This window comes from Roseateles oligotrophus (assembly GCF_014204525.1).
GTDB lineage: Bacteria > Pseudomonadota > Gammaproteobacteria > Burkholderiales > Burkholderiaceae_C > Paucibacter_A > Paucibacter_A oligotrophus_A.
The window spans coordinates 197688-224120 of sequence record NZ_JACHLP010000003.1 but is presented as its reverse complement, the minus strand read 5'-3'; the positions used below and the strand labels follow the sequence as shown (position 1 = coordinate 224120).

Annotated in this window: 18 protein-coding genes and 4 pseudogenes; 14 read left to right on the top strand and 8 right to left on the bottom strand. The window is 59.0% G+C overall.

All coding sequences use genetic code 11. The features are described from left to right. Nucleotides 1-462 precede the first annotated feature (462 nt). Entirely contained in the window at nucleotides 463-1425 is a 963-nt protein-coding gene (locus HNP55_RS08625; protein ID WP_184298830.1) for an IS5 family transposase, read from the top strand. Nucleotides 1426-1783: 358 nt separating this feature from the next. Then, nucleotides 1784-2716, top strand: a pseudogene (locus HNP55_RS08620) (IS1595 family transposase); the annotation flags it as partial. A 146-nt stretch (nucleotides 2717-2862) separates the two neighbouring features. Here the strand turns inward: HNP55_RS08620 and HNP55_RS08615 are convergent. Then, nucleotides 2863-4095, bottom strand: coding sequence for an IS701 family transposase (locus HNP55_RS08615; RefSeq protein WP_184298254.1), 1233 nt, complete (start codon nucleotides 4093-4095; stop codon nucleotides 2863-2865). Between the two features lie 158 nt (nucleotides 4096-4253). Between HNP55_RS08615 and HNP55_RS08610 the strand changes: the two genes are divergently transcribed. Together HNP55_RS08610 and HNP55_RS08605 are read left to right on the top strand one after the other, a co-directional pair. Then, the gene (locus HNP55_RS08610; protein ID WP_184298253.1) at nucleotides 4254-4958 is read left to right on the top strand and encodes a LuxR family transcriptional regulator; all 705 of its coding nucleotides are present in this window, start codon (nucleotides 4254-4256) and stop codon (nucleotides 4956-4958) included. A 110-nt stretch (nucleotides 4959-5068) separates the two neighbouring features. Then, nucleotides 5069-5215, top strand: a pseudogene (locus tag HNP55_RS08605) (IS5/IS1182 family transposase); the annotation flags it as partial. A gap of 372 nt (nucleotides 5216-5587) precedes the next feature. Here the strand turns inward: HNP55_RS08605 and HNP55_RS08600 are convergent. The 3 genes from HNP55_RS08600 to HNP55_RS08590 form a co-directional block, all read right to left on the bottom strand. After that, complete coding sequence (locus tag HNP55_RS08600; protein ID WP_184298251.1) at nucleotides 5588-6262, bottom strand: acyl-homoserine-lactone synthase; 675 nt, start codon at nucleotides 6260-6262, stop codon at nucleotides 5588-5590. Nucleotides 6263-6331: 69 nt separating this feature from the next. Continuing rightward, the gene (ribD, locus tag HNP55_RS08595; protein WP_246448292.1) at nucleotides 6332-7447 is read right to left on the bottom strand and encodes a bifunctional diaminohydroxyphosphoribosylaminopyrimidine deaminase/5-amino-6-(5-phosphoribosylamino)uracil reductase RibD; all 1116 of its coding nucleotides are present in this window, start codon (nucleotides 7445-7447) and stop codon (nucleotides 6332-6334) included. 113 nt (nucleotides 7448-7560) lie between these two features. Continuing rightward, nucleotides 7561-9831 (bottom strand): TonB-dependent receptor plug domain-containing protein, encoded by a 2271-nt coding sequence (locus HNP55_RS08590; protein ID WP_184298247.1) that lies wholly within the window; start codon nucleotides 9829-9831, stop codon nucleotides 7561-7563. Between HNP55_RS08590 and HNP55_RS08585 the strand changes: the two genes are divergently transcribed. After that, entirely contained in the window at nucleotides 9817-10356 is a 540-nt protein-coding gene (locus HNP55_RS08585; protein ID WP_184298245.1) for a VOC family protein, read from the top strand. The genes HNP55_RS08590 and HNP55_RS08585 overlap by 15 nt on opposite strands. Nucleotides 10357-11061: 705 nt before the next feature. Further along, a pseudogene (locus tag HNP55_RS24840) lies at nucleotides 11062-11670 on the top strand (IS3 family transposase); the annotation flags it as partial. A 43-nt stretch (nucleotides 11671-11713) separates the two neighbouring features. Here the strand turns inward: HNP55_RS24840 and HNP55_RS08575 are convergent. Then, nucleotides 11714-13066 (bottom strand): IS30 family transposase, encoded by a 1353-nt coding sequence (locus HNP55_RS08575; RefSeq protein WP_184298243.1) that lies wholly within the window; start codon nucleotides 13064-13066, stop codon nucleotides 11714-11716. Nucleotides 13067-13137: 71 nt separating this feature from the next. Between HNP55_RS08575 and HNP55_RS08570 the strand changes: the two are divergent. After that, nucleotides 13138-13405 (top strand): annotated as a pseudogene (locus tag HNP55_RS08570) (IS3 family transposase); the annotation flags it as partial. 553 nt (nucleotides 13406-13958) lie between these two features. Here the strand turns inward: HNP55_RS08570 and HNP55_RS08565 are convergent. Next, nucleotides 13959-14324, bottom strand: coding sequence for a hypothetical protein (locus HNP55_RS08565; RefSeq protein WP_184298242.1), 366 nt, complete (start codon nucleotides 14322-14324; stop codon nucleotides 13959-13961). 912 nt (nucleotides 14325-15236) lie between these two features. Between HNP55_RS08565 and HNP55_RS08560 the strand changes: the two genes are divergently transcribed. Next, the gene (locus tag HNP55_RS08560) at nucleotides 15237-15809 is read left to right on the top strand and encodes an H-NS family nucleoid-associated regulatory protein (RefSeq protein ID WP_184298240.1); all 573 of its coding nucleotides are present in this window, start codon (nucleotides 15237-15239) and stop codon (nucleotides 15807-15809) included. A 261-nt stretch (nucleotides 15810-16070) separates the two neighbouring features. Then, nucleotides 16071-16571 (top strand): thermonuclease family protein, encoded by a 501-nt coding sequence (locus tag HNP55_RS08555; RefSeq protein ID WP_184298238.1) that lies wholly within the window; start codon nucleotides 16071-16073, stop codon nucleotides 16569-16571. 320 nt (nucleotides 16572-16891) lie between these two features. On the opposite strand, the gene HNP55_RS08550 is transcribed toward HNP55_RS08555, so the two are convergent. Beyond that, entirely contained in the window at nucleotides 16892-17836 is a 945-nt protein-coding gene (locus HNP55_RS08550) for a TniQ family protein (protein WP_184298236.1), read from the bottom strand. A 10-nt stretch (nucleotides 17837-17846) separates the two neighbouring features. Next, nucleotides 17847-19238, bottom strand: a complete 1392-nt coding sequence (locus HNP55_RS08545) for a TniQ family protein (RefSeq protein WP_184298234.1) — start codon at nucleotides 19236-19238, stop codon at nucleotides 17847-17849. Between the two features lie 512 nt (nucleotides 19239-19750). On the opposite strand from HNP55_RS08545, the gene HNP55_RS08540 reads away from it, so the two are divergent. From HNP55_RS08540 to HNP55_RS08520, 5 genes are all read left to right on the top strand, one after another. Beyond that, nucleotides 19751-20584, top strand: coding sequence for a hypothetical protein (locus HNP55_RS08540; RefSeq protein ID WP_184298232.1), 834 nt, complete (start codon nucleotides 19751-19753; stop codon nucleotides 20582-20584). 1 nt (nucleotide 20585) lies between these two features. Then, on the top strand, nucleotides 20586-22649 hold the full coding sequence (locus HNP55_RS08535) for a hypothetical protein (protein WP_184298231.1): 2064 nt from the start codon (nucleotides 20586-20588) through the stop codon (nucleotides 22647-22649). Between the two features lie 8 nt (nucleotides 22650-22657). Beyond that, entirely contained in the window at nucleotides 22658-24067 is a 1410-nt protein-coding gene (locus tag HNP55_RS08530) for a hypothetical protein (RefSeq protein WP_184298229.1), read from the top strand. A gap of 586 nt (nucleotides 24068-24653) precedes the next feature. Next, nucleotides 24654-25307 (top strand): helix-turn-helix transcriptional regulator, encoded by a 654-nt coding sequence (locus HNP55_RS08525; protein ID WP_184298227.1) that lies wholly within the window; start codon nucleotides 24654-24656, stop codon nucleotides 25305-25307. Between the two features lie 14 nt (nucleotides 25308-25321). Then, nucleotides 25322-26182 carry a zinc ribbon domain-containing protein gene (locus HNP55_RS08520; protein ID WP_184298225.1) on the top strand — a complete coding sequence of 287 codons (861 nt, stop codon included), beginning with the start codon at nucleotides 25322-25324 and terminating at the stop codon, nucleotides 26180-26182. Nucleotides 26183-26433: the final 251 nt, after the last annotated feature.

Sequence of the window (26433 nt, the reverse complement as noted above, 5' to 3'; positions counted from 1 at the left end):
AGCAAAAAGGCGGATGGCAAAAAAACCCGCACCGAGTTGAGCCGGCGCGGGTTTATTTATTAGTTGTTACCCGTGCCGTCAACCGGAGGAACGTACACCTTCTTCTCGGTGAATTGCTTTGCGGCGAGGTTTTGCTTTTTGATCAGCATGATTTTCCTTTCGAGGTTGATGCCCGGGAAACGCCCCGGACAAATGATTATTACGACGGGGAGGGGCAAGGACCATTGCGGGTAAGCACCTAATCTAGCCTTGCATTCGAATTTGGGGGGTGTTCTGTCAAGTATGGCGATCAACATGTCATTTACGGAGAATCGATCTGTCACGCTGACCGACTGGTGGAGCCATTCACTCAATAACCCTTCAGCGAAATGGCATTCGTGACTCAGGCGCCTAGGGAAGGTCTGCATAACCCCCGGGCAAATCAGCTACCGCGCAGGCCGAACAGCTGAGACGATGGCCGGCATGAAGCAGACGAGTTTGGGGCTTGGGCAGTCGAGCAAGCGTACGCGCCGGCGCGTGTTCCTCGAAGAGATGGATCGCGTGGTGCCGTGGTCGGAGCTGGTCGCCTTGATCTGTCCGTTCATGCCCGAGGGCCGGCGTGGCCGGCCGCCGTTTGCGGTGGACGTGATGCTGCGGATTCACTTCATGCAGCAGTGGTTCAACCTGAGCGATCCGGCGATGGAAGAAGCACTGCACGACATGGCGCTGTTCCGGGACTTCGCCGGTCTGGGCGGCTGGGATGAGCGCGTGCCAGACGAGACGACGATCCTGCGCTTCCGCCGCGTGCTGGAGAAGCACAAGCTGGCACCCAAGCTCCTTCAGACGATCAACGACTTGCTGCAAGCCAAGGGCCTGATGCTGCGGGCGGGCACGGTGGTGGACGCAACGCTGATCGCAGCACCCAGTTCGACCAAGAACGCTGAGGGCGAGCGTGACCCGGAGATGATGCAGAGCAAGAAGGGCAGCCAGTGGTACTTCGGCATGAAGGCCCACATTGGCGTGGATGCTGAGTCGGGTCTGGTGCACACGGTGCGGGGCACGGCCGGTAGCGTCAACGATGTGCTCGAAGCCAACGCACTGCTGCATGGCGAAGAAGCCGAAGCCTTTGGAGATGCCGGCTACCAGGGCGCAGCCAAGCGGCCCGATGCCCGGCCGGATGTGCGCTGGAACATTGCGATGCGCCCGGGCAAGCGCCGGGCGCTGGACAAGAGTCGGGAGTCGAACCGATTGATCGATGCGTTGGAGAAACTCAAGGCCAGCATCCGGGCCAAGGTGGAGCACCCGTTCCGCGTGATCAAGCGCCAGTTCGGCCACGTCAAGGTGCGCTATCGCGGGCTGGCGAAGAACACGGCGCAGTTGCATACGCTGTTCGCGCTGTCCAACCTGTGGATGGCACGTCGCCAACTGGGCGGGGTGCAGGCATGAGTGCGCCTGCAAAGCGCGAAATCTGCCAAATCGGTGGCCCGCTGGCCCCGAAATTCGCGATGGCGCAACCCGCGATGGCGTCGCGGGCTTCACGAGGCTCCTTCAAACTGCATCGAGCGCAACTGACTGTGCTTTGTGCAGACCATCCCTAGCGCCGTTGTCCCGCTCGGATCACGCTGACCTTGGAATCGAGGAAATCAAACCTCTGAGCGCCGTGGCGCTCGAACGTTCCCCTGCCGCCGCTGCAATACAGCGGCGAATCTGGCAAACGCGAACCTGATTGGAAACCTGCCTCAGCAGGCTCATCTCCTGAGCCAGTGAGGTCATAACGTGGGGACTTCGAACAAGGAGTTTGCCCATGTCCAGCCACCAAATCCAGTTCCAACCCGGCATGTCGATCCCAGAGTTCCTCAGCAGGTTCGGCGCCGAAGCACAGTGCTCACACGCTTTGACCTTGGCGCGCTGGCCTGATGGATTTCGTTGCCCGCGATGTGCAGTGGCTGAGCACTATGTTGTCGGCCACGGGGCTCGCAAGTTGTTTCAGTGCCAAGCTTGCCGGCATCAGACTTCGCTGACTGCCGGTACCTTGATGGAGCACACCAAGTTGCCACTGACGACCTGGTTTCTTGCCATCTATCTGATCAGCCAAGCCAAGACCGGGTTGTCAGCCCTGGCGCTCAAGCGCCAACTGGGCGTGAGCTACCCCACGGCCTGGTTGCTGCACCAGCGCATCAACAGCGCCATGGCACAGCAGGATGGTAGTCATCCCTTGGGCGGCGTTGTGCAGTTGGACGATGCCTACCTGGGTGGCGAGCGCTCCGGCGGCAAGCCCGGTCGAGGCTCCGAGAACAAGGTGCCCTTCGTGGCCGCCGTGTCGGTCGATGCCAAGGGCTATCCAAAATTTCTTAAGCTCAGCTTGGTCAGCGCCTTCTCCAATCAAGCCATTGCCAACTGGGCCAAGGCCAGTCTGGTGCCGGGCAGCTTGGTGGTTAGCGATGGACTCGCGTGCTTCGCGGCGGTGGTTGATGCTGGCTGCGTCCACCACCCCAAAGTCGTCGGCGGCCTCAAGCCGCGTGACCTGCCTGACTTCATGTGGGTCAACACCATGCTGGGCAACCTCAAGACCACATTGGCTGGCGCCTTCCATGCGTTGAGCTACCGCAAGTACGGTGGCCATTACCTTGCAGCCTTTGCCTACCGGTTCAATCGACGCTTTGACCTGCGAGGCTTACTCGCCAACCTTATCGTGGATGTGGCACGTACCAAAGCAATCACCAAACGGGACATCAGGAATCAAGCTGAGGCAGGTTTCAAATCAAGAACGCGAAAGCAATGGAAGCGTTGGGCTGGGGATCAGACGAAGGCGCTCAGCCTCGGACGAACGCCGCGGGAATTGGTCACGTTGCCAGCGGGAGCTGCGTGGCGCGCCCCCGTCGGTCAGTGGCTGGCCAACGCTGTAGTTCCGTGCTCGTCGCGCAGCAAATGATGCAAGCCGCTGTGCTCCATCACACGGCGATTTTGCGAATCACGGCACCTCGAAGCGGCGAGAAATGCGTACGTCGCCATGGCTAGCGCAACATGATGGTGAAAACCTCGCCAGCTGCGTCCGTCATATTCGGGCAGGTTCAGCCTCTCGAGCAGCATGGAGGCATCCTCCTCCCGATCGGAGTGAGGGCGAATGGATTGGACGAGCTCCCGGGGCGACGCGTCCGCCGGCAAGGACGACAATGCGTAAGACCTGGGTGAGCGCCCCCCCGCATCCCACCTCACGATGAGCCACCGATTATCGTTCCCAGCGACTTCCACTGGCCTCACCCTGACCATCGCGAACTTCCCGATGCCCATGCGTCCGGAGCGGTCCTTCGTTCCCATCAGGAAGATTCGCTCGTGCGGCAGTGAGCATGCGAGATCACTGACGGCCAGCAGTGCACTCGAATCTTTGCGCACCTGTGTTGAAGCACTGACCGCCACGGTGTAGGTGGCGCCTATCGCATCAAGCGCTTGCCGAAACGCTTCGTCATCGCCGAGACATTCATCCGCGATGACGGTGCGTGCGGGCACTCCCTGATTGAGAAGTTCACACAAGCGGCTGGTCGCCAACTGAGAACGGGTGGCATAGCACACGTCCGCAGGAACGCCTACACGGGCCAGTCGACTGGAAGCTTCCATCCATTCCCGAGGGAGATAGAGCCCACAGTTCATGGGGACGACATCATCGTCCAGCACCAGTGACAGGGTGATAGCCACCTGGCAGTTATCGTGTCTGCCGGCGTGGGATGCATATTGTCTGGCAACGCCGACGCAATGCGAGCCCCCTCGCCTGATCCCAACGCAATCGAGTGACAGATACCTAATGCGGTCGGACAGCTGGCCGCGCAGATTACGCCAAGCCCGCTCGAGCAAGGCGGACTCCGACCACTGAGCATTTGCAACGAAATGGTGCATGGCCTGACTCCGTGCGGTACTTTCGTTGGAATCAGTCCAGAAATACAGGTTTGGCGACATCTTCGCCGCCAGTTTGGAGCAATACGCGCGCAATGCTTCGGCTCGTGTGGATCGGCCGAGGCCCACGCAGAGGTCGCTTAGATAGCTGTCCAGATAGCAACGATTAACGGCAGGCATGGCTTCAATTTCAACGGGCGAGAGCCAGATGTTCTTACGTGCCGCCACGGAAAGAAACTGTCAATCCCTGCATGTCCCCTCGATTGATCCGTCACTTTCAGGAGGGTGTCCGATTATTCTGGGCAAGGCAACGATAAACTGCGTTCGGACACCAGGACGACGACCGCAATGCTGCAGGCCGTTGCCGGTGAAGAGTGGGTGGGGGAATGGATAAAGAAGATTCGACCGTGCTTGACGACAATGTAGAGTCGCGGGCCGCATTTGAACAAATTGCCGAATTTGCCAGGGAACTGGGGTTCGAACACTGCTGCCACGGGCTGCGAATGCCTGTCCCCGTGACACGGCCCCGCACTGTGTTCTACACCAATTACCCTCCCGAATGGGAACGCCTGTATCGCGAGCGCGGATACCTGGAAATCGACCCAACCGTCCTGCACGGCATGCGCTCATCGAGCGCCATTGTCTGGTCGGATGAATTCTTCTCCACTGTTCCAGAATTCTGGCAGACCGCCCAGTCCTATGGATTGCGGTATGGATGGGCCCAATCAAGACGGGATCCGGAGGGCATCTACAGCATGCTGGTGCTCGCTCGTTCCGGACCCGCATTGGACATTGAGGAATTGCGGGACAAAGAGGAGCGCTTGAGCTGGCTGCTCGGCAAGAGCCATTTTCTGGCGAAACAAGCTTGTAGCGATCCGGTCATCAATGAAAAGATGCCATTGCTCTCAGGCCGGGAAGTCGAGGTATTGAGATGGTCCGCAGATGGAAAATCAGCCGCGATCATCGCCGCGCTGATGAATATATCCGAGCGCACCGTCGCGTTTCACATCAATAGCGTGGTGCAAAAACTGGGCGTTAACAACAAGACAAGCGCGGTCGCGCGTGCGTCGATGCTCGGCTTGCTGTGGTGACTGACTGTCGAGGCAGCGTTTTGCTCGCTCATTGATGAGGCTCTAAGTAGACTCTGCAAAACCCCGCACTGATCTTGCAGGAGCGTGACGGTTCGGGGAGCATGCCGCACATGAAGCAGCTCGGATTTGGATTCAACCTCTCCACGAAGAAGACATGCAAGCGCGAGTTCCTGGAAGAGATGGAGCAAGTGGTGCCGTGGGGCGTGCTGGTGCAGGTCCTGGACCCGTACTACTCGAAGGCCAAGAACGGTCCGCCTACGAGCCGCTGAACGTGGCACGCAACGCCCCGCGTTGACTCAAGATGCTGCGAAAGCACGGCTTAATCGCCCCGCACGCAGCCGGCTGAGCACTTCCCCTTCGCGTCTCACCGATCAGGCCGGAGTCAGGTCAGGCCCTGCCACGCTCGGCTGGCGATGTGTTCCACATTAAAGTGGCCAAAGCGGCCGCTTCAGACGCTGAGAACTGCGGCCAAGCAGTGCGACCGAGGGTGCTCAAGAGCTTACCCGAACGTAGACAGACGACTGCGAGGCGCCAGCCGACTCTCGACACGTCGCAGATCGTGTTTTGCAGACCTTCCCTAGCGGGCATGAAGCGCGCGGGTCACCACCCTGCGCGCATACGGATCCACGTCACGCAGCGGACGCGGCCACCCATTCACCCAGCGTGCAGACCTTCGTCTCCCGAGAACACCGTATTCGCAGGTGTCCGTGGGGCTGGCTATTGCTGGTCTCAAAACGCGACAGGGCCTCGAACGTCACTGAATTCAGGTCGATGGACATGGCAACGATGGGAGATGAAGCACCCACCGATGGGGGTCCAAGGCGGCACATGGAGACACCCACCCGCTGCATGAGCCGTTCAACAGGCAGGGTTGCCACCGCGAGCAAAGTCTCAACGCCCTGCGCTGCACAATATCGCGCGACATGCAGGAGCAGATTCTCGGACATGAATCGGCTGATTCTCCTTTTTGCAGAACCACCGGGCTTCATGGCCGCAAACCTTGACAATTCCCACACCCGCTCACTACGGGGAGGGGTTATGCCGTCGAGTAAATGGGGGAAAACACTGTCCAGCAGATACGCACCAGTGGTCGGCAGTAAACGGGCGTATCCAGCGATTTCACCCTCTTCGCCCAAAGCGAGCACATGCACCGTGTCCTCGCGATCAAACTGATCCTGTTCATACCCGGGTTCACCCGGGAGCGACCAACCCAAACGGTCCACAAAAACGCGATGGCGATAGGCGGCTAATGCAACATGTTGATGGGAGGATAGTGTGGAACGGCCAGCGCTTATGAACTTCATCGGACTTTGACGTAACCTTGGGTACAGGTCTATGTTGCACGGCCTTCGCCTTTCAACAAACTGTCAAACTTAACAGGGTCCGACCCCTGGATAGGGGGTTCCAGGCGGGGCGGGAACTACACGAAGCTGTAAACGGGCGTCAGTCCCAATCATGGCAAGCGATTCGAAACGAAGGTGCGGCGCTTCGTCCAGTGTTGTTGGGACGGGCAGGGCCAGGAGTCCTGCGCCCTTGCTCAGCAGCCGAGGCGCCATATAGATCAGCAACTCATCCACCATCCCTGTTTGAAACAGTGCACCGCTGAGTCGAGCTCCTGCTTCGACGTGCAATTCATTCACGGCCAAATTGCCGATGTCCGCTAATACGGAAGGTAGATCCAGCCGAGCCTTGCCATCGGTCGGCACGTCAACCAGGCTAACACCGCGATCCTTCAGCACCCTGCGTCGCTCCCTATCTCCACACGCCGTATAGATTCGCACCGGCCCTGCTTGCTTCAGCAGTTTCGAGTCCAGCGGCATCTCTAGCCGGGCGTCCACGACGCAGCGCAGCGGCTGCTCACATTTATGGCCTTCGAGGCGGGCTGTCATGGCCGGATCGTCGCGCAGAACGGTGCCGATGCCTGTCAGGATCGCGCCCGAACGACTGCGCCAGTGATGCCCGTCCTGCCGTGCATCGGGGCTCGTGATCCATTGACTGCGTCCATCCGTCAGGGCGGAATACCCATCCAGCGTCACGGCCATCTTCATCCGCACCCAGGGGCGTCCGCGCTCCATGCGCGACAAGAAGCCGATATTCAGCCCCCGGCATTCACGTTCGATATCCTCTGGCGCCCATTCGACCCTAATGCCCGCCGCCCGCAATCGAGCTGCACCTTGACCTTGGACGGCCGGGTTGGGGTCCTGCACGGCGATATGCACCCGACCGAGGCCGGCCGCTACGAGTGCGTCGCAACACGGCGGTGTCCTTCCAAAATGGGCACACGGTTCCAGCGTCACGTAGGCGGTGGAACAACGCACGTCATGGCCCTTCGCCTGTGCATCACGCAGCGCCATCACCTCCGCGTGCGCGCCTCCTGCCCGCTGGGTGTAACCCTTCCCAAGAATCGTGGCGCCGTCCATTCCGACAATGACGCAACCAACACGCGGATTGGGATCGGACAGGCCAATGGCCCGTGTCGCTTCGTCCATGGCGAGCCGCCATGGCCACGTTGCATTCATACACCCGCCCCTGGCTGCATCGTCAAGACATCGGCATTGAATCACTCACGTGAATCACCCACTCATTTCGTCGGTGTTCAGGGCTAGATGCGCATTTCCAGCGCGAGCTTGAAACCGGGGTTGGAGGAGCTTGTCGTCCGTTGCAGGAAGGCTCTGTTTCCACTCTGGTAGCGCAGCTCTGTGACGGCGTCAGGCTGAAGGGCATTGGACACTGTCAATCGAAGGTCCGCATCCTTGCGCCACCGCCAGAGCGCACTGCCGTCCAGGGTTTTACGGATCGACCGATAGCTCGTTTCGATGGTTGAGATTCGAGCCCTAGTGGCCGCAAGGAGAGAAAGATCGACCCCCAGCGTCAGCGCTTGGGAGGCGTCATAGGTAGCGCCCGCGTTCAAAGTGTAGGGCGCTTGCGATGCCAGGCGGTTATCAGGCTTGGATACAGACAAGACCTCCGACCTGTTGAGAGAAACTGCGCCGTGAAGGGTGATCGGCCACCGAAGCTGTGATTCTTTCAAAGGAAACCTTGCCTGCATCTCCAGACCCCACATCCGGGCGATGCCCGCATTTACAGGCTGCGAAATCCAGACGCCATTGACCTCGCTCAGCTGCGTCATGATGACGTCCTGAATTCTCTTCGCGTAGCTGCTGATCGCTACGCTCCCTGACGTCCACAGTGCATGTTCGTAAGACACATCCAGGCCCAACGCACGCTCGGGCTTCAGCCACGCGTTGCCCTGCGTATCTGGCATGACGGGGCTGTTGTTCACCATGGTGTAGCGGCGCGGCACGAGTTCGCGAGCCGTTGGAACACGGAAGGTCCGCGCAACCGACAGACGAAGCCGGTCCTTGGTAAGGCCGGGCGGGGTCCAGGCGACCTGAAGGATCGGACTTGTGGCCTGCGTGCTCCGCTTGATGGTTGCCAGGGATTCGTCCTGGGCACGGGTGGATACGGTTTCCCAGCGCAGACCGCCGTAGAGCAACAGGTTTTTCTCAACGGTCCATTCGTCCTGGAGATAAACGCTCCGCCGTTGAATGACCGACTCGTACGACTCCGAGAAGGAATTGGGTTGACGGTCTCCCCAGGTCGTCTCTTCGCGTTTTCGCGACTCTTGCCGGCGACTGTCGTTCATCGACACCCCGACATCGACCTCGTGAGACTCGCTGATATCCCTTGAATACTTGGCTGCGGCCGACCATGTACGCTCAGTGATGCTTCCCTTATCCATCTGAAGCAGGACGATATCGTCATTCGACAGAAAGCCTGACAGCGGGGCCGTGGTGGCGCGGTGTCCTCCGTCGCCGGCGAGGGTGACCGTCAGATCGGACCTTTCAGAAATCTTGCGTTTCCATTCGCCGTTTGCGCGCAGGAGCCGATAGTCCTGAACGTAGCTGTAATCCGCATTCGGCAGGTCGGGTTCCGCGCCCAGCACCGTGACCGTCTGTTGTGCTGAATCATCGGTGTAGCGTTGGAGCCTGCCGAGCAGATTCAGGCTGAGCTTTTCCGTCGGGGACAGGGTCCACTGTGTACCAAGCGTTGCGTCGCCACGAGTCGTCGCTTGCTTCGACCGCTTGGACGTGGATTGCTGACCCACGCTGTTCCCCTCGACGGTCGAACTCAGTGCTTGATGCTCGGATTGCTTCGCACCGTCGCGATTGAGCGAAAGACCAACGGCATAGGATGAAGGCCCGCTTGCTTCCGTCCATTGCAGCGAGGCAGCTTCGGCTGCCTGACGCTCCTGGATGCCCATGAGCGCCTTGAGCTTCCTCTGCGACTTCACCCCGGCCTGTTTGAGGACGATATTGATTGTTCCTGCGACCGCCTGGGTGCCTAGCGCCGCAGTGGGAGTGCGGAGCACCTCGACCCGCTCAATCAGCTCCGGCGCGATGCTGCCAATGTTGACACCGGACGTGGCGGGTAACCCGTTGATCATCAGCTGGGTATAGGCTGCGCCCAACCCGCGCATGCCAAATTGAACGTTGCCGCCGGAAGAGACCTGGACCGTGATACCAGGCACTCGGCGAAGCGCTTCGGCGAGCGTTGCGTCCCCATAGCGGGTCAATTCTGCGGATGTCAGGATTTCCTTGCTTCCAACGGCGGCACGTCGCTCATTCACTTCAGAATGGCCGGACACTTCGACACGTTGCACCAGCTGCGCGGCGCCAGCCGGCACGGACGCCGCGGGCTGCGGCGCCACTGCTTCGGCTGCCAGTAATTCGACGCAAGTGAACAGGAGGGAGAGCGCCACCCACCTGGAAGAGATTACGTTGTCGCGGCTATCTCGCAGTGGGTGGCTTCCGGAGCCAGGTGCCTGATAGGCGTTGCGGACCTCCTGGAGGCCGAAATGACGATGACGCATCAAGGAAATTGCGGATTGAATGAACGATCTGGACGCACGGCACGCCAGGCAATGTTCCGCAATATAGGGGTGCCCCCCAGTCATGACCACTGTCAAAGTTCGCAGTCGGACTTGCACCAAGTCGGTCATGGCATAACAATCCTGGCCATGCTTCATTCACATGGAATCGCCCACGTCGGGCTTCGCGTTGCCGACCTGACCCTCGTCTCCAACTTTTATGAGCTACAGGTCGGCCTCGACGCACTCGAGAAGCACGACGGGTGTCACATCTTCAGCATTGGCGGCGGAGCGCTCCTCGAAATCTGGTCCGGCGGCGTTGCCTCCTCCACAAAGAAGACGCCCGCGCAGCAATCCAGCCGTTTTTCATTCGCCGTGGGCCGACTTGAGCCCGCCATGGCGTGGCTCCTTCAGCAGGGCGTTCGGCCCAGCAGTGAGATTGGTGACTATTTGGGAACCCGCTGGGTCCATTACCAAGACCCTGAAGGGAACACCTTTGGTGTTGTCGACAAGAACGGCACCAGATAGCGGCCAAAGGGGCCATCGGTGTGGAACGACCGACACACATGCCCTCAATTGAAGCTCGGCGATATCCAGGCCGTTGCAAATCTGAGCCACCGTTTCGATCCGATAGTGATTTAGGGATGGAGGCCTCAGGTGAATCGCCCCAGGTTCGCTGGATCTCTCCGAGCCTTAGAACGAAGGCCCAATAGGAGGTGTGACACTCCCCGGGTTTGAACTGCCCCCCAGAAGTTGGACAAACTTCAAGGGGTCCCATGGGAAGTACGAAACAAAGTTCAAGCTCAAGGTTGTTGAGAGCTTTCTGGCTGGAGAAGGCGGCGCGAAGCTGCTTGCCCGGCGCTGGTCAGCCTGAGGAGAAGATTCGGACCTGGGTCAATCACTACCGACTGCACGGAGTTGCCGCACTACAGCCGAAACGCGGTGCGTACACTGCTGAATTAAAGCTCCACGTGCTGACGCATCAAGATCGCAAACGACTCTCGAGTCGGCAGGTTGCTGCGATCTGCGATATTCGCAATCCTAACCAGGTTGTCGTCTGGCGGCGCGCCTTCGACGGCGGCGGTGTCGCGGCACTGGAAGGCAGGAGACCAGCGCATCCTATGAAGGCAGACAAGCCAAATCCAGAGCCACCGGACACGGACGACACCAGCTCAAACCGTGCGTTGCGTGAAGAGGTTGAAAGACTGCGCCCGGAGGTGGCTTACCTAAAAAATTGGAGGCCTTGGTTCGAGCCAATCGGCAAGCCGCGCAGAAAGAGCGCTAGCCGTCCTCGAGCTGAGGCCAGACTACCCGTTGTCGATGCTGCTGACCGTCGCGGGCTTGTCGCGAAGCACGTTCTACTACCAAGCCAAGGTCTTGGAGATCGTTGACAGGTACGCAGGTTTGAAGTCAAGCATCAAGGGCGTCTATGAGCGCCGTAAAGGCCGCTGCGGCTATCGACGCATCACCGCTGAGCTGCGTCATGCGAGCCAGGCAGTGAACCACAAGACAGTGCAGCGCCTGATGAACGGCCTCGGCCTGAAATCGCTGGTTCGGCCGAAGAGCTACTGCTTCTACCGGGGCGAGTTGGCCTCATCGCCGAACGTGCTCGATCGCCAGTTCGATGCAGCGCGGCCGAACGAGAAATGGGTGACTGACGTGACCGAACTCAGAGTGCGCGGCGCAAAGCTGTACCTGTCACCTGTCATGGACCTGTACAACGGTGAAATCGTGACAATCGAGATGCAGCAGCGCCCCCTTTACTCACTTGTCGGGAACATGCTCAACAAGGCGCTCGCGAAGCTTAGGGGGCAGAACGCCACGCCGCTCCTGCACTCCGACCAGGGATGGCACGGCGGATTCAACCGGCCGTCGCAACACCGGATTACGCGGCCGATTTTAGGTAGTCATTCAGTGCTTCAGCCGGTGTCTTCCAACCCAGCGTTTTGCGGGGCCTATTGTTCAATGTCCGGGCCACGGCCTGTATCTCTTGCTCACTCCACCGAGACAAGTCAGTGCCCTTGGGGAAGTATTGGCGGAGCAGCCCGTTCGTGTTCTCGTTTGTGCCGCGCTGCCATGGACTGTGTGGATCGGCAAAGAAGACCTTCACTCCCGATTCGATGGTGAACCGAGCATGGTCGGACAGCTCTTTGCCTCGATCCCAAGTCAATGATTGCCATAGCTGACTAGGCAGCTTGGCCACTGTTCTCTTCAGCGCGTTGGTCATCGTGATCGCGCCGTACCCCGCCAGCGCGGGGCCGTTCTTGACCCGCGGTGTGAGGCCATAGCCTTCCTCGCGCGGCAGGTGCACGAGCATGGTGAAGCGGCTTGATCGCTCGACTAGCGTCCCGATTGCAGACCTGCCCAAGCCGATGATTAGGTCGCCTTCCCAATGACCAGGAACAGCGCGATCTTCCACTTCTGCCGGGCGGTTGGAGATCATCACTTCCTCGTTAACATGAGCCCATGCCGCGGCCTGTGCCCTTGCTCGTGGAACGCGCAAAGCGCGCCCAGAGCGCAGATAGCTCACCAGTTCGCGCTTGAGAGCGCCTCGCCCCTGGATGTAGAGCGCCTGGTAGATTGCTTCGTGAGAAATGCGCATGGACTGATCTTCGGGGAAGTCCACTTGCAGCCGGTTGGCAATCTGCTCCGGCGACCAGCCATTGACCCATTTGCGGTCGCCGCGATGTGGTTTATTGCGACCAATGAAAGGGGCTTGCTGAGGCCCCGCAACCTCGCGCCCTTGAGCATCATGAATCTTGCCCTCCAGGCGGTCTTGGACATATTGGCGCAGGCGTGGATTCTTCACCAGCTTGGCCGGCTTGGGCCTGCGGGCTGCAAGCTCTGACTTCCACTGCGCGACCGACGCCCGGTACTCGAGCACGCCGCCACGAGTTGCAGCGTTGCGTGTCAACTCGCGCGAAACAGTTGAGGGGCTTCGTCCAATGCGGCGAGCGATCTCGCGCACACCGACGTCCTGAGCTCGCAGAACCCCAATCTCCTCTCGCTCTGCGAACGAGAGATACCTTCCAGAGACCGGCTTCGACATAAACAATGGCATTCCACCACGATGCCTGAACCAGCGAGTACCCACTGGCTGCGAAACGCCAACAGCCTCGGCTGCCTTCTCACTTGTGATTCCGGTTGCGATCTGCCTCCAGAACTGGTGTTCCGTCTCGCGCCGATGCGACGGTGCACCCGGCGAGCGCATCGGACCTCGTCCCGTCAACTTCTGCATCCACCCCGCTGGTCGTCCCATAAACACCTCCTTGATTGAAGGTGTTGCGACGGCCGGTTGAATCCGCCCACTACCAGATGCCTGCGTATCGCAAGCAACTCAGCGCCCAAGGCTGACGCAAAGCATGTCGAGAAAGGCAATTGCCTGGACAACGCCGCCATGGAGAGCTTCTTCGGCACGCTCAAGTCCGAGTTCTTCTACCTCAACAAATTCGCTGACATCGAAGACATGAAGAGGGGCCTACGCCGCTACATTCACTACTACAACCATCAACGCATTAAGCTAAAACTCAATGGCTTGAGCCCGGTCCAGTACCGAATTCAGGCATTGGCCTGCTAGCTTCCAGCCGTCCAACTTCTGGGGTCAGTTTAAGACCGGGGCGGTTCAGCGTGGATGATCGAACTTCCCTCGTGTAAATGAGAGATCGCCGCCTTGTACAGGCAGAGCGGTGGTAAATGTTGGTCTTGAAGGTGCAGTCGAACTACTCTGTGCTGATGTCAAAAATGGACTCGGGGCTCTGCTGCCGGACCGCGTTACTCATAAGGATGTCCAGGCTGCCGCACTCACGCACGGCGTCCGCGACCAGCTACTGGCCGGGTTAGCGATCTAAATCTCGTCATCGGCAACCTTCCCGACTCGGGGTAGGTTCAGTAGGTTGGCGATGGCTTCAGCGAACTGGCGATAAGGGACTGGGTCTTCGACAGCCTCATGCCAATTCCTTCCAGCGGCTCCCTTCTCCAGCGCCTGAAGGATCACCTTCGCGACGTCACGGGCATGCATGGCTGCCCACCGGTTCGATCCGTCGCCCGGATATCTTCAGCGCACCTCGGCCGGTCCCCTTGATCGTTCGTCGATCTGGTCGCGCGGCCCTTATGGCTAGGCAGCCCCATGTTCAGCATTTGCGCTCAGCAATCAGCCGCATCAGATGAGCCCGGTCCCCTTGCAGGATGCGTTCGAAGGAAATCGACGGTCTGCGCGCGGCGCGCTCAAGCGCCGCGGCGGAATCGAGCGAGTCGAGCAGTCCATCCAGCTGCTTGGATCCGACGCGGTTGCCGAGCCACTCTGCCACCTCGTTGTCAAAGAAGGGCATGCTCATCCTTGATGGACGATGCACTGCCAGTGCCCTAAGTTTCGTAGTGTTGATGATGTCCGCAACATCGCCATCCAAGCTCAGCAATTCCGCCACATAGAAGTCGAGCCCCAGAGGATCCGCCGACGTCACAGCCGTGAGCCCGTCGAGAAGTCGCGGAATGAGCATGTCCCACGCGCAATTTCGAAGGAGCGCCAGCGGCCGAGGATGGTTCTGGAGGGAGTTGAGTTTGTTAGCGAGGCGCGATCCCTTGCTGCGCAGCAGGATACCCGTCGTTGCCAGACGCGGGGGTCGTGGCTGCTGCCTCGCAACGTTCCGGGTAGTCTTAGAGCAATGCACGCCACATGGCTCAATTCGCACGCAACTCGGCAACCGCAACTTCCGCGCTCAGAAACACCATGCTTGCAATGATGGCGAGCGCTGCACACGACACAGCGGTGGGTTGATCAGAGAGCAATCCAATGTGGAAGCTACGAATTCGTGCCGGCTGGAATCGAGCTCTCGGGAATGTGTACAGAAGCCACTCCAGCGGAAACTCGCGACTAATTGCGGCACTGAAGCTCTCGTGCCACTTAGCGCTGTCTGGATCTTGGCCCCGCGCTCGGAGAGCGTTCAGAAGTGCATTCCTGCAACGACCTCCGTCAAGGTCGAGGCCACCTTCCTCGATTTCTTGAGTTGCATGCCAAGCACGATGGCAACCTCGGTCCGCCGCACACCTTCAACGTTGATTGAATGGCGGCTTTGCGGAGCCGAATCGAAGCAACCCTAGGATCACACCGGGTCGGGACTTCCAGTTCAAGCAAGGAAGAAGCGGTCCCTCACGCGGTGAGGGTAATGCCCCCAGGATGCTTCGACCGCAGTACCTCGTAGAGCCGCCGTTCGAACAAGCGCCCGGCGCCCGCACCCAGCGACTGCTTGGTGTCGGACAGCGTGAGTTCGGCGGGTGGGGATGACTGACCGCAGCCGCTGCAGTGCCGAAGTCCAGCCAACTGCCGGCCACTCACAGACAATAGCTGCGGTGTTATCGTCCTGCCTGCGTAACCCGTTGGTTGCGGCTTTAGCACAGTGACAGGAGATTGCATGAACAAGTCCTACGCTCGCCTCATGAGCGACATCGAGAAGCTGCAAAAGAAGGCTGCAGACATTCAAACCAACGTAATCGACCGGATACGCCGCGATATTGCTCAGCATGGCCTGACCGTTGAGCAGTTGTTTGGTGGGGCGCCGAACAAGACGACCTCCAGGCGTGTGTCCACGAAATCGATCAGCAAGAAGGTTGCCAAGTTCGCCGATGAGTTGGGCAATACATGGAGCGGTATGGGCAAGCGACCAGGTTGGCTGAAAAGTGCATTGGATGCGGGCAAGCAGATTGATGACTTCCTGGTGACCAGCGCGAACAAGGCAGTGGCCTCTGTGTCCAAGGCCGTGAGCGCAAAGCCTGCCAAGAAGAAGACTGCGGCAAAGAAGGTCACCAAGCCGCTCGTGAAAACGACCAGCAAAGCCGCACCGAAGCCAGCGGCAAAGAAAACCGCAAAAAGTGTCGCGACTAAAGCTACGTCTGGGAGCAAAGTCAACACGCCAAAGAAGCGCTCGGCTAAGTCGGGCACTGCTGCGACGAAGACTGCCGCAGCCAACGCCACGCTGGCAACGTAAATCGTCTCGTCAAGAAATTCAGCCCACCGATCGAAACGAAGTGGACTGAACTCTTCTTCTCAAAGTCTGGTGGCGAACACCCTGACGCCTCGACTCGCAGCAGTGCTCATCAATGCAGTGCTCTGCGGTCACGAGGTCATTCGCGATAAGGTTTTGTAGCGCCATGTGCACCTGCACTTGCAACTGATGTCTGCGTCCTTATCAGTTCTGGTGAAGTTGCCGGCAAGGTGCGACAGCGGCGCCTCTTAGGAGCCGGCCCAGATGAACATCTCTCGAACCACTGTCCATGCCGCAATTGCTGCGCTGATTGTTGCGTTCACAGCGCACGCCGAAACTGTCACCGGTAAGGTGATCGGCGTGGCCGATGGCGACACGGTGACCGTGTTGACCGAAGGGCCTCGCCAGGTGAAAGTCCGTATTGCCGGTATCGATGCTCCCGAGAAAGGCCAGGCGTTCGGCCAAGCCGCCAAGAAGGTAATGTCCGACTGCGCGTTCGGCCAAGTGGCCAGCGTCGACTGGAAGAAGCTCGACCGGTACGGCCGAGCCATCGGCAAGCTCACGGTCGACAGCATCGATTGCGGTCTGCGGCAGATCGAGCTGGGACTGGCTTGGCACTACAAAGCCTACGAGCGCGAGCAGACTCCGGCTGACCGCTCAGCCTACGCCGAAGCCGAGAACGCGGCGAGATTGGCGAGCACGGGCTTATGGATCGATGCCCGACCAACGCCGCCATGGGAGTTCCGGCGCATCGCTGAGAAATAGGGAGCCCGCGGTTTGAAAGTCGGCGACCAGGCGTGGCACCTGGGCAGGACATTGCTGCGGACCGAGAGGCACAGTTGTGAGAGTTTTCGTCTGCTTGCTACCGCGGTGGCGGCGGCTCTCCATCCTCTGCATTGACATCGCGCGCCGACGAACGAAACTCATGGCATGAGCAGGATCCAGCGCATCTATCTCGTCCGCGGTTGGAAGCCCGAGCTTCCTTACGTTGAGGTGGTGCGCGAAGGCGCTCGGGTCACGCTGAATGTGGCGCCACCTGACTGGCCTTTTCCTCGGTTCAAGACATTCTCCGTAGAGGAGTTGATCTACGCTGGCGGCCCTGCAGAACCTGGGCCACTGTCGAAATCCAGAGAACCATCCTGAATCGACTTCGTAGGCGTCCTTGTTCCCAGCGCTCGCATCGCAGTCGGAACATCGTCAAACACCATGGCTGCACAAATCGCAATCGACATGGCCGACGTCCGCGGGCCTTGATCGTAGAAGGCCCCTGTTACGAAATTGAAAATAGAACCGCTTTTGAGCCTGGACATCGGCATTGCCTCGGATATCCAATCCAGCGAGAAGCAGTCCTCGGCCAACCTCGACAGCGCGTAGGCCCCCCGAGGGGCACTTGGATTCAGGCCAATCCGTTCCGCTTGGGTGCTGATGGCACGAGAGCACTGACGGCGATCAAGTGCTATTTGCTTTTCCATGATTCGTGCGGCGATGCCCAGCGCAAGTCTTATCCGCCAGTTTTCTGTCGAAGCAATTGCAAGTTCCGTCGGAACTGGGTGGCTTTGCGTGAGGACGTTTGCCGGCTGTTCAAGGCATAGGGTGCTCTCTTCGTATCGGAGTAGATGACAGCCATGCTCGGCGCAAGACAACTGCCCCGGCGTCTGGTGGGATCGCCTCCAGTAGGAAAAGAACAGGCGCTGCAAGTCTGCCTCAACGCACTCGGGACAGAGTCTCAAACCTGCGCCAATTGTGGATGACGCGAAGATCTTCATCTGATTCGTCGAGTCAGACAGGTTCTCGATAAATGGTGCAAGAAGCGGCCATAGAGTGTGTCGGTCGAGAACATTTCTAGGCGACGTCTCCAAGGCAGAGGCGACGTTCTCCAGGAAGCAATGATGTTTAGGCTCTCCTTTGAGGCCGAGCCTTTTCATCAACTTGCGATGGATGTCTGCAACCGTTGAGCAGTCGTTGTAAAGCGCGATGCGTCCTCGGTACCCTTTGAGGAACTCATCTTCCTGGATAGGCCATTCCTTCATTGCATCGTCTTTATGTGAACTGCAGCCGGCGTTGACGGTCGTACTTCGCGACCACAGGGGGGAGCAGCGCCTCGAGGCGGCTGCGGTCGTACCATTCCAAGCGACGGACGGCCGGTAGGCAGGACGCCAGAACATCCTGTCGAGTGGCTCCTGGATGTGCATCCAAGAACTCAACAATTTCGCGGCTCGCCACATCTACTTTGGACACGGCTACGCTGGATTTCCAGTGATCACGCAGTAGGCTGTCTCTTTTGAGCCAGCGGGCTACCTCTTGCGATGACATGCCCGTGCCGACCGCGGCATCGGAGAGGGAGCCGCCCGATGACATCGCTTCATACAGCTCCGCTGGAGCGGCGGCACGATGAGCCGTCTTGAGTTCTGAGAAGAGGCTCCGTTCTGGCAATTCCCGAATCGCTTGCGCGTACTCAGCAGCCAATGCGCGGGTGATCGCCAGAGCAGAGATGTGGCCCTCGATGCGTGGACTGACAGGGCGGGTCAGACACTGCAGAAATGAGGTAGCTCCGACGAGGACGCACCACCTCAAGGGATGCGAATAGTCTTTGAACAAGAGCGTCTTTCGTACCCAGGAGGTGTCAGCGAAGCGCCCAAAGTGCTGTGACGGCAGCGAGCAGGCCTCCCACCAGACCTCCTGCGCAAAAGCGGTGAGTTCCGCCTTAGACGTATTGACTTCGGAGCTGACCACTCCAAGCCGCGTGAGCCGACGACGAACCATGGACCCCAACGCCTCATGCTCAAGGTGTGGCTGCTGAGCGATCCAGGCCGAACAGAAGGCAATGTGTGAGAGCAGTTCCAGTCCTCTCGCACTGGCAGCCACCGTGACGCTGAGCCGTGATGCATCCTGGGCCGTGAGCCAACCGCGAGGTCGCTGGCGCGGAGGAACGCCGCAAAGAGGCGAGCAATGGCGCGCGCACACCCATACCCCGAGCGCCTGATGTGTCGTGTGCCAGATCGCGAAACCAAAGCGGTCGCGGTCCTCCTTCAGGCATTCGGGGCATAGCCGCAACTCGTGTGTGATGGACCACCCTTCTCTGGACAACTGCAGCTTTGCCATGCTGACGGCGTCGTGGTCGCTGCTCCGGACCATCCGCAAGAGGTTGGCGCGTTCCGATGAGTGCATGAATGGGATCGCAGTGCACAAGACGGTCCGCTCCCTCAGACATTCCATTGACGCCTTGATGCGCCCGTTAGAGGCGATCTCCAACTGCCCCAGACCATATGGAAGCTCAAACTTTGATCGACCCATGCGTGTGCCCAACAGCGCCAGGGAGCTCGCGTCATGACTGTGGAAGCCGTTCTGGGCGTGATATCGCGAACAGACACCGTAAATGGTCTCGCCCGGCTTGGGGTCGGGAAACCTGGGCGGGGACGTACGCGATGCCATGGGAGTTGGTTTCAGAGAGCGGCTTCTTAATATGCTGCTGCGCAACTATACGGGGTTTTATATTCATGTCTATCCGGCCATGAATTGGGTTTACACGTTTAGACGTGTGGGTTTGTTTGGGTGGCTCTATAAATACATCTTTAAACGTGAAATTTCATAAAAAGTGAATGATTGATTGGCAAAAAATACCTTTTCAATCAATAGCTTAGAACTCAAAAAAATATGAAATTTGGTATTGAACATGGGCATAGAGTGCGCATTTGTATCTGACGCATTGCCTCAATGTTGGAATGGGATCCGTTCTTGGCGAACATCCCATGGCTGGGCATGCTCGGAGAATGAAATTGCGCGTGCGAAGTACCTTAAAGACGTTCAATGATCCAAGCCGATTTGAACGACTGAAACAACGTCAAGGAACCGTTCGCTGGGGATCGGAGTACCAGCCCGCACTTCAGATGGGCGAGGGATCCCGAAACTACGGAAATCAGAACCAACTCGCAAATCCACGGCTCATGCGCAAGCTTCAAGCGATGTCCGATCAGGAGCTGTGGAGCTTTGCGCTGGCCCTCTACAACCCCGAAGTCATCGAAGTCCACGATCAACACATCATGTATCCGGTCGCGAAGCAGCATCCGCTGGCCTACCACCCTGTTTGGAAGGGCCTGGACTGGCCATCAACGACTGGAACCTTTGCCATTGCCGAGGCCTTGGGCCTTCAGAAATGGCATCCGAAGTGGTGGGTCGATTCCACGGGGCCTGCAGATCAAGATGGGAATGTGCAGACCGTCCGTGCCGCGCGCGCGGGGGCTTGGATCGGGGACGGGCTCATCTATCTGAGAGTTGATCCCGACGTCTACACGATCAGTTGGGACATCAAGGCACGCGGGGGACAGCACGGGACTCCTGGTGGATCAGCACGCAGTCAACGCAGCGCGCGGGAGATCGAGAAGGCACAAGCCCGAGACTTGGTCTACATGCGGTACATGGATGAGCTCGAGGTTCCGATCGTCCGAGCCCAAGGTGATGACATCGGCGACAAACTGGGCTGGAACCTTGTGCGTCTGTGCAGAACCGCGGCGCTGCATGTCAACCTGCCGGATTCCATGGTTGCAGAGTTGGTGCACCGCTACAAGGAAGCGGTGAACACCGGCCACACACCACTCAGCATCGCCCTCAAGTACGGTTCCGGCGAGAAGCACATCCTGGCGTGCAAGACCCTGCTCGACCATGCGGTCTGGCAACGCATCGTCCGGGTCGATCTTCACATCCCCGTACTTTTCGACCACGCCCTCCAGCCCGAATGCAGCGACGTTCTGGAGGAGTTCAGCCATTGGTTCGGGCGATAGCATGACGCTTGCTACACAGCTGATCGCGCCGAGTGGCTTCGGGGAACTTCGGAAAGGGGTGATCTATTACCAGATCTACACCGACCAGGAGGCTGGGCGAGTGGTGCTCACCAGCTTCGAGGATGCGGACAGGAAGGCGCGGGAAGGGCGGTTGCACTATGTCGCGCTCGAGTCCTTCACGAAGGGTCTTCGCGCGGGGCGCCTCAAGGAGGTTGATGCTGCCAATCGGAAGAAGGTGCCTCCTTGGCTGAGCGACTACTCAGGGATTCACTTCGATACCGCGGATCGCTTTACCAAGCCGCGTCCCGATATCGATGGCAAAACCATAGAGACGCCTCAGGATCGGGTAGAGCGGCGCGCCGCCGTCATATCTGCCGCAGCGATGGACTACGAGCTGATCTTCGGCGACGTGGACCCCATCTCGGCCATGAACCGGTATGCGAATCAATGCGACAAAAACAGGCAGAGGTTCCGGACCTGGTTGATCGTGTACTTGGCCTTCGGGAAGAAGAAATGGGCGTTGCTGCCTGCACCCAATGGTCGGGGCACGTACAGCCGCGACGATAGACCTCCCAATCCCGAGACCGGTTTTGCTGTTCGGCTTGGCCGGTCGTCGTCTCACGGACGGGAGCACGGATTTGACGTGACCCCTGAAGTGAGAAATACCATCGTCAAGTCTTTCGAAAGCAATGCAGAGATCGGCATGACCCTGCGCGCTGTCTATCGTAGAGCATTGATCTCACATTTCGGATGTTTGACCAGGGTGGTTCAACGCGCGCCCAAGAGAAGGGGGAGACGGGAGAGCTACCACCCACAGGGAAAGCCATTTCCGTCGTACGGTCAATACGACTACCAGCTCTTCAAAGTGCTTGGCGAAGAGCAGGTCTACAAGTATTTGCTCACAGAGCAGGAGTTCCGTCAGAAGTACCAACCGCATCAGGGATCATTCTCGCAAGCAGTTCAGGACTTGGCCGAGCGCGTCAGCTACGACGCCAGCTACAGCATTGCGCATCCGCGCAGCACGTTGGAGGGCTATGTGCTGCAGAAGCAGTGCATTGTTCAAATCATCTGCCACCTCAGCGCAGAGGTGCTGGGTGTCTCGTACACCCATGGGGTCGAGGCTGACAGAGCGTACAAGCAAGCGCTCTTCTGCATGGGAATACCGAAGTCGCTATACGCCCGCATCCTGGGTCTCAAGATCTCGGATGACGACTGGCCCGTACGAATTTCGCCTTTGGCCTTGAAGCACGACGGCGGTGCTGGCAGCGCGGCGTCCATCAAGAACCTTCACAAAAGCCTGCATTCGCCGGTCTCCCACGAGATGCCGCCGGCTTACACCCCGCGCGGAAACGCCCAGTCGGAATCAACTCATGATCGAGAGAAAAAGATGAGCGGTGCGCCGACCTACATCATCTCCAATCAATCTCCACTGCAAATGGCCCGTGAGCACTTCTTGAAGCTCATTGCAGGAAACAAGTCGAGGGACATCCGCGATCGGGCGACGCCGAATGAACTGTCCCGTGGAATCTTCACCTCCCACGATTTGTACGCTGATCTCAAGGAGCGCGGTCGGTTGGCGGGGCAAATCTTGGAGGTTGAAGAACTCGTCACGATGTACCTGCAGAAGGTCGAGTTCAAGGTCTACAAGAAGGCATTGCGATTCCGCGGCGCGCGCTATCAGCCTTTCGACCCCGACCAGCGGGCCGATTTCGGACGCCTGCTGATGAAGAACGAAGGCAAGAGGTTGGTCGGCTATGGGCTTGATATCAGCACCCGCGTAATGTGGATTCTGCTCGGCGGAAAGATGTACGAGGTCGAATGGGTCGACAGGGTTCGCGGCAGTGCGCTTGAGAACTCGATGACGATGTCCGAGCACGAGGCCTATGAGTCGATGTACGCGTCGGCGTTGACTGAAATCGTGAGTACCAGGGACGCAGAAGTGAATAACGCGGAGATTGAGTTGCTGAACCAGACTGGACAGAGAAGCAAGAAGGAAATTCGCAAGGGCACGCCAAAGGCCAAGAAGGGTGCGGCGAAGCAAGAGACCAGCGACGCGAAGCTTTGAGGACTGGAATGCCGAAACAATCGAACTCTGCTTGGATGCAGTACCTACTTCCTGATATCTCGGATGAGGCGCTTGTTGAAAGGATGCGCATTCCCCTTCCGATACTGCCATCGATCGAGCAACTCGACCTCGAAGATGCAACCAGGACGCTGAGAAAACACCTGGACAGCGTTTACGAACCAACCGATCAAGATGTTCAGGTGGTGCGCCGGGTGCTGGGCGAAGCCAGATCGCACGTCAGAAGTTACTACGAAGATGAGCGGGCCTTTGTGGGCACGATCAACTCCGTGGACTACCTGGATAGCTTGCCTGAGCCATCCACCACGATCATTACGTCTGAGGCCGGTGTCGGAAAGACGTCGCTCAGTGGGGCTATCCAGCGCGTTCTTGGACCAACAGCGAGCCAGACTGCTACGCCCGACTGTGGGCCGCTCCCGATCATCGGGGGTGTTTTCTTTAAGGCACACACTGCGAAGACCTCCATCGACATGCTCAACTTGATTCACGGCCAACTTGGTGGCGGCTTTGACTTCAAAAGGGCAGATGTCAGGACGAAGCAAACGTTGAGGAGGAAGCTCTATCGTGAGGGTTGCTTCTTCTTGGTGATGGACGAGATCCAAAGCATCACGCAAGGCAAGGGCTCCGGTGCCCATGCCGTTCAGATGCTTCACATGATGCGGGAACTGAAGGTGCCAAGTTTCGCGATCGGAAACTACAACTTTGGCCATCGCCTCATGGCTCAACATGATCAGGACATGCAACGCTTCACGCATCGGCCAGTCATCATGTTTCCGGAACATTCCGAGCATAAGGACTTCATTGCGTATCTGAAGGCGCTCCGGAACTCCTGCGGTGAATTGCTGTCGTTTGATCCCGAGACGGAGGCGCGCGCTATTCATTGGATGTCTAACGGTGTCAAACGGATCATCGTCTCGCTCATCGAGTTGACGTACTCCATAGAGCGGGAATCGAAGAGAGGCCGTGACGTGAAAATCGGGGTGGAGGAAATGAGAAGTGCGTACATGTCTACGCAGTTCTCAGCCTTTCGCACGCGGGTCGAACTGGTCCGGAGTCACCTCGAAGAAGGGAAGAAGATCCGGGAGGACCTCCGCTGTCCATTTGATCTGACGGACAAGCAAGCACAGCAGCAGTTGCGACTTGCGGCAGATGCGCGCAAGGCCAGATTGAACTTGGCAAACTTGATGGACTCCATCACTCCCGATGATCGTGCTGGCCAACAAGCCGACCAGTCCCCGTCCGACTCGACATCACTTGTGCAATCTGATGCTGTTCGACGCCCTCGATCGGTAGCAGCGCAAGGCCGAGAAAGTCCGAAGCGGGGAGCTGTGCCTAAGCCCAAGGCCAGCAAACCATCCCTTACTCAAGAGGACGTCAATCGGGACTGGGGTGACGGATGATCGGCCGCACTTCAATGAGCCGTGCAGACTTGCATCGTGGCTACTGCTGCTTGGCTCCCTCAACCAGGCGCCGGCCGAGCCCGACGGCGTAGGGCGCTGCCCGGGCAGCAATCATCGGATCGGCAGAAGGCTCCACGCCCTTGGGCAGGACCATGGGGTTGTAGGTGATCGTCAGGCAGGCACCGCCGCCGCCCGCGAAGACCGATCATTCATAGCCGCCCACCCCAACTGTCGGCTCCACCTCCGACACCAGCCCTTCCGCCGCAGCACATCAGCGGCCCGATCGAACGACTGCTATCCGCCCCGGCGGTCTCGCGCCGTCGACCTAAAACGGTCCAACGTAGGCGATACCATGTCGGCGAAGGGGCGTTGAGCGGCCATGGGCTTGTGCCTTTGCCTGCCCGAAGTTGGAGCCTGGTGCATTCGCCCGTCTGCGGCGATCGGTTGAAATGGATCGATTTCGATACGAATGATCAGTAGACGATCCACTAATTGTGAATATGGATTGTTTTCGATCCATTTTGTTGTTTGGGTGGCTGCGTCACGGTAATCTGCGGACATTGAAACAGCGTCGCTCTCAACCGAAATGAGTCACTTCCAACCGCCGGTCAACGCAACTTCGTTGTCGCTCCAGCAAATCGCCCAGAACGTTAAGGCCACACTTCGAGTCGCCGGCCCTGATCAGGACGGAACGCCGAGCAAGATGCGCCCGATCGACATTGCACGCACCACGCAGATGTCGCGGACCACGATTCGCCCGCTGCTCGAAACAAAGAAGGCGGGCCCCGATCGGCGCGCTCCCAATCTGGAGACGGTCCAAAAGATGGCTGACGCGATTGGAATTCCGGTTGCCTTCCTCCTGATGACCCCGAGTGACTGGCGCGCTCTCGTTGCGGCGGTCACGGCCTACTCTGCCAATTACGCGGCTGCGCGTCAGATCGTGGGCGACAGCATGGGCGAAGTCTCCATGGCAGTCCGGGTGCTGGAGAAGAACCAGGTTCATCCGGACATTCCCCCGAGGGGCCAGCAACCCTCGCCCGAGCAACGCAAGACCATGGACGAACAAAACGAAGTTCGCCGACGAACGACGCTGTCGCTGGGCGCCTTGTCGCTTATGGCAGCAGGCGGTTCAAGCGAGAAGGTCGCCCAAATGCTGGCTCTGGCCGCCTCGCTGGGCTCCGCGCTCACCAATCAACACGCCGCAGCCGTTGCTGCAGCGAAGAACTCCAACCACGCTTGAAACGGACCTACCCCATGGCATCGCTCATTGCCGACATCGATCTGGCCGACCTGATCGACAACGCCGAATTCGAAGACATCGCAGCCTTGATCGATTACGTCACCGATCAGGGCAAGGGTCGGGTATCGCTGGCTGCCGACACACTCAGCACCCTGGTCGCGTCCAAGGAGGTAGGCTACGTCTCCCCCCAGAGCCGAGCTCTGCTCGTGGAGGTGCTCAAGCGCTACGGTGGCCACACCGTCATGAACTTCTTCCGAGGCGGCGAGGGCGTCCCGTACCGAGAGATTGTTCGCGACGTGGCCAGCCATATGGACGTGAAGACGAACAAGGACGAATCCTGTGAGTCGATGGAGGCGACCATCATCATGGTCGTGCTCAAGAAGGCGTTCGAAGACATGACCGAAGAACAGCGCGACGAGATGTTCAAGGAGTTTGGTGGCGTCTACAAGCCTGGCGCTGGCCCAGCAGCTTTTGCGGTCTTGCAGGGGTTGATCAAGGCCTCCGGCTTTGGCTCCTTCAGGGTGACGCTGATTGTGGTCAATGCGCTGTCCAAGGCGATCCTTGGCCGAGGACTTACGTTCGCAGGAAATGCAGCCCTGATGCGTGCTCTGGGCGCGTTTGCTGGTCCGATCGGATGGGCTCTGACGGCAGTGTGGACCGTCTTCGACCTGGGCAGCCCGGCTTACCGAGTCACCGTCCCTTGTGTCCTGCACATCGCCTACATGCGCCAGAAGGCAGCGCTCCGCAGTTGCCCCAATTGCGCCACGCCGGCGTCGCCAAGCGCGAACTTCTGCGGCAAGTGCGGCACGCCGATCACGGCCTTGCTGCTGCTAGAGGATGGAATCTCTGGCACCGAGGCCGCTGATTCCATCTGATCTATCACCACCTATCCACCAAGAAGGAGCAGCCCATGATCGTCATCGTTTCCACCCCCTGCGTCTGCTGGTCTCCTACGCCCTGACCTTTGCTGCCGGCGCAGTGGTCGCCAAGACCTGGCGCAAGTCCAGTCGCTCCACCATCAAACCGGCGCCCATCAAGCCGGCTGGCCCGGCCGATACCAGCGCCCCTGCCTAAATTCAGCGCGTTTGCATCGCGACCAGCAGGCCCGACCCATTCCCCACATGGA

Coding starts and splice junctions, on each gene's coding strand:
- HNP55_RS08625 (WP_184298830.1), top strand. CDS start 463: ATGAAGCAGACGAGTTTGGGGCTTGGGCAGTCGAGCAAGCGTACGCGC.
- HNP55_RS08610 (WP_184298253.1), top strand. CDS start 4,254: ATGGATAAAGAAGATTCGACCGTGCTTGACGACAATGTAGAGTCGCGG.
- HNP55_RS08600 (WP_184298251.1), bottom strand. CDS start 6,262: ATGAAGTTCATAAGCGCTGGCCGTTCCACACTATCCTCCCATCAACAT.
- ribD (WP_246448292.1), bottom strand. CDS start 7,447: ATGGACGAAGCGACACGGGCCATTGGCCTGTCCGATCCCAATCCGCGT.
- HNP55_RS08585 (WP_184298245.1), top strand. CDS start 9,817: ATGACGATGACGCATCAAGGAAATTGCGGATTGAATGAACGATCTGGA.
- HNP55_RS08590 (WP_184298247.1), bottom strand. CDS start 9,831: ATGCGTCATCGTCATTTCGGCCTCCAGGAGGTCCGCAACGCCTATCAG.
- HNP55_RS08575 (WP_184298243.1), bottom strand. CDS start 13,066: ATGCAGAAGTTGACGGGACGAGGTCCGATGCGCTCGCCGGGTGCACCG.
- HNP55_RS08565 (WP_184298242.1), bottom strand. CDS start 14,324: ATGCTCATTCCGCGACTTCTCGACGGGCTCACGGCTGTGACGTCGGCG.
- HNP55_RS08560 (WP_184298240.1), top strand. CDS start 15,237: ATGAACAAGTCCTACGCTCGCCTCATGAGCGACATCGAGAAGCTGCAA.
- HNP55_RS08555 (WP_184298238.1), top strand. CDS start 16,071: ATGAACATCTCTCGAACCACTGTCCATGCCGCAATTGCTGCGCTGATT.
- HNP55_RS08550 (WP_184298236.1), bottom strand. CDS start 17,836: ATGAAGGAATGGCCTATCCAGGAAGATGAGTTCCTCAAAGGGTACCGA.
- HNP55_RS08545 (WP_184298234.1), bottom strand. CDS start 19,238: ATGGCATCGCGTACGTCCCCGCCCAGGTTTCCCGACCCCAAGCCGGGC.
- HNP55_RS08540 (WP_184298232.1), top strand. CDS start 19,751: ATGCGCAAGCTTCAAGCGATGTCCGATCAGGAGCTGTGGAGCTTTGCG.
- HNP55_RS08535 (WP_184298231.1), top strand. CDS start 20,586: ATGACGCTTGCTACACAGCTGATCGCGCCGAGTGGCTTCGGGGAACTT.
- HNP55_RS08530 (WP_184298229.1), top strand. CDS start 22,658: ATGCCGAAACAATCGAACTCTGCTTGGATGCAGTACCTACTTCCTGAT.
- HNP55_RS08525 (WP_184298227.1), top strand. CDS start 24,654: ATGAGTCACTTCCAACCGCCGGTCAACGCAACTTCGTTGTCGCTCCAG.
- HNP55_RS08520 (WP_184298225.1), top strand. CDS start 25,322: ATGGCATCGCTCATTGCCGACATCGATCTGGCCGACCTGATCGACAAC.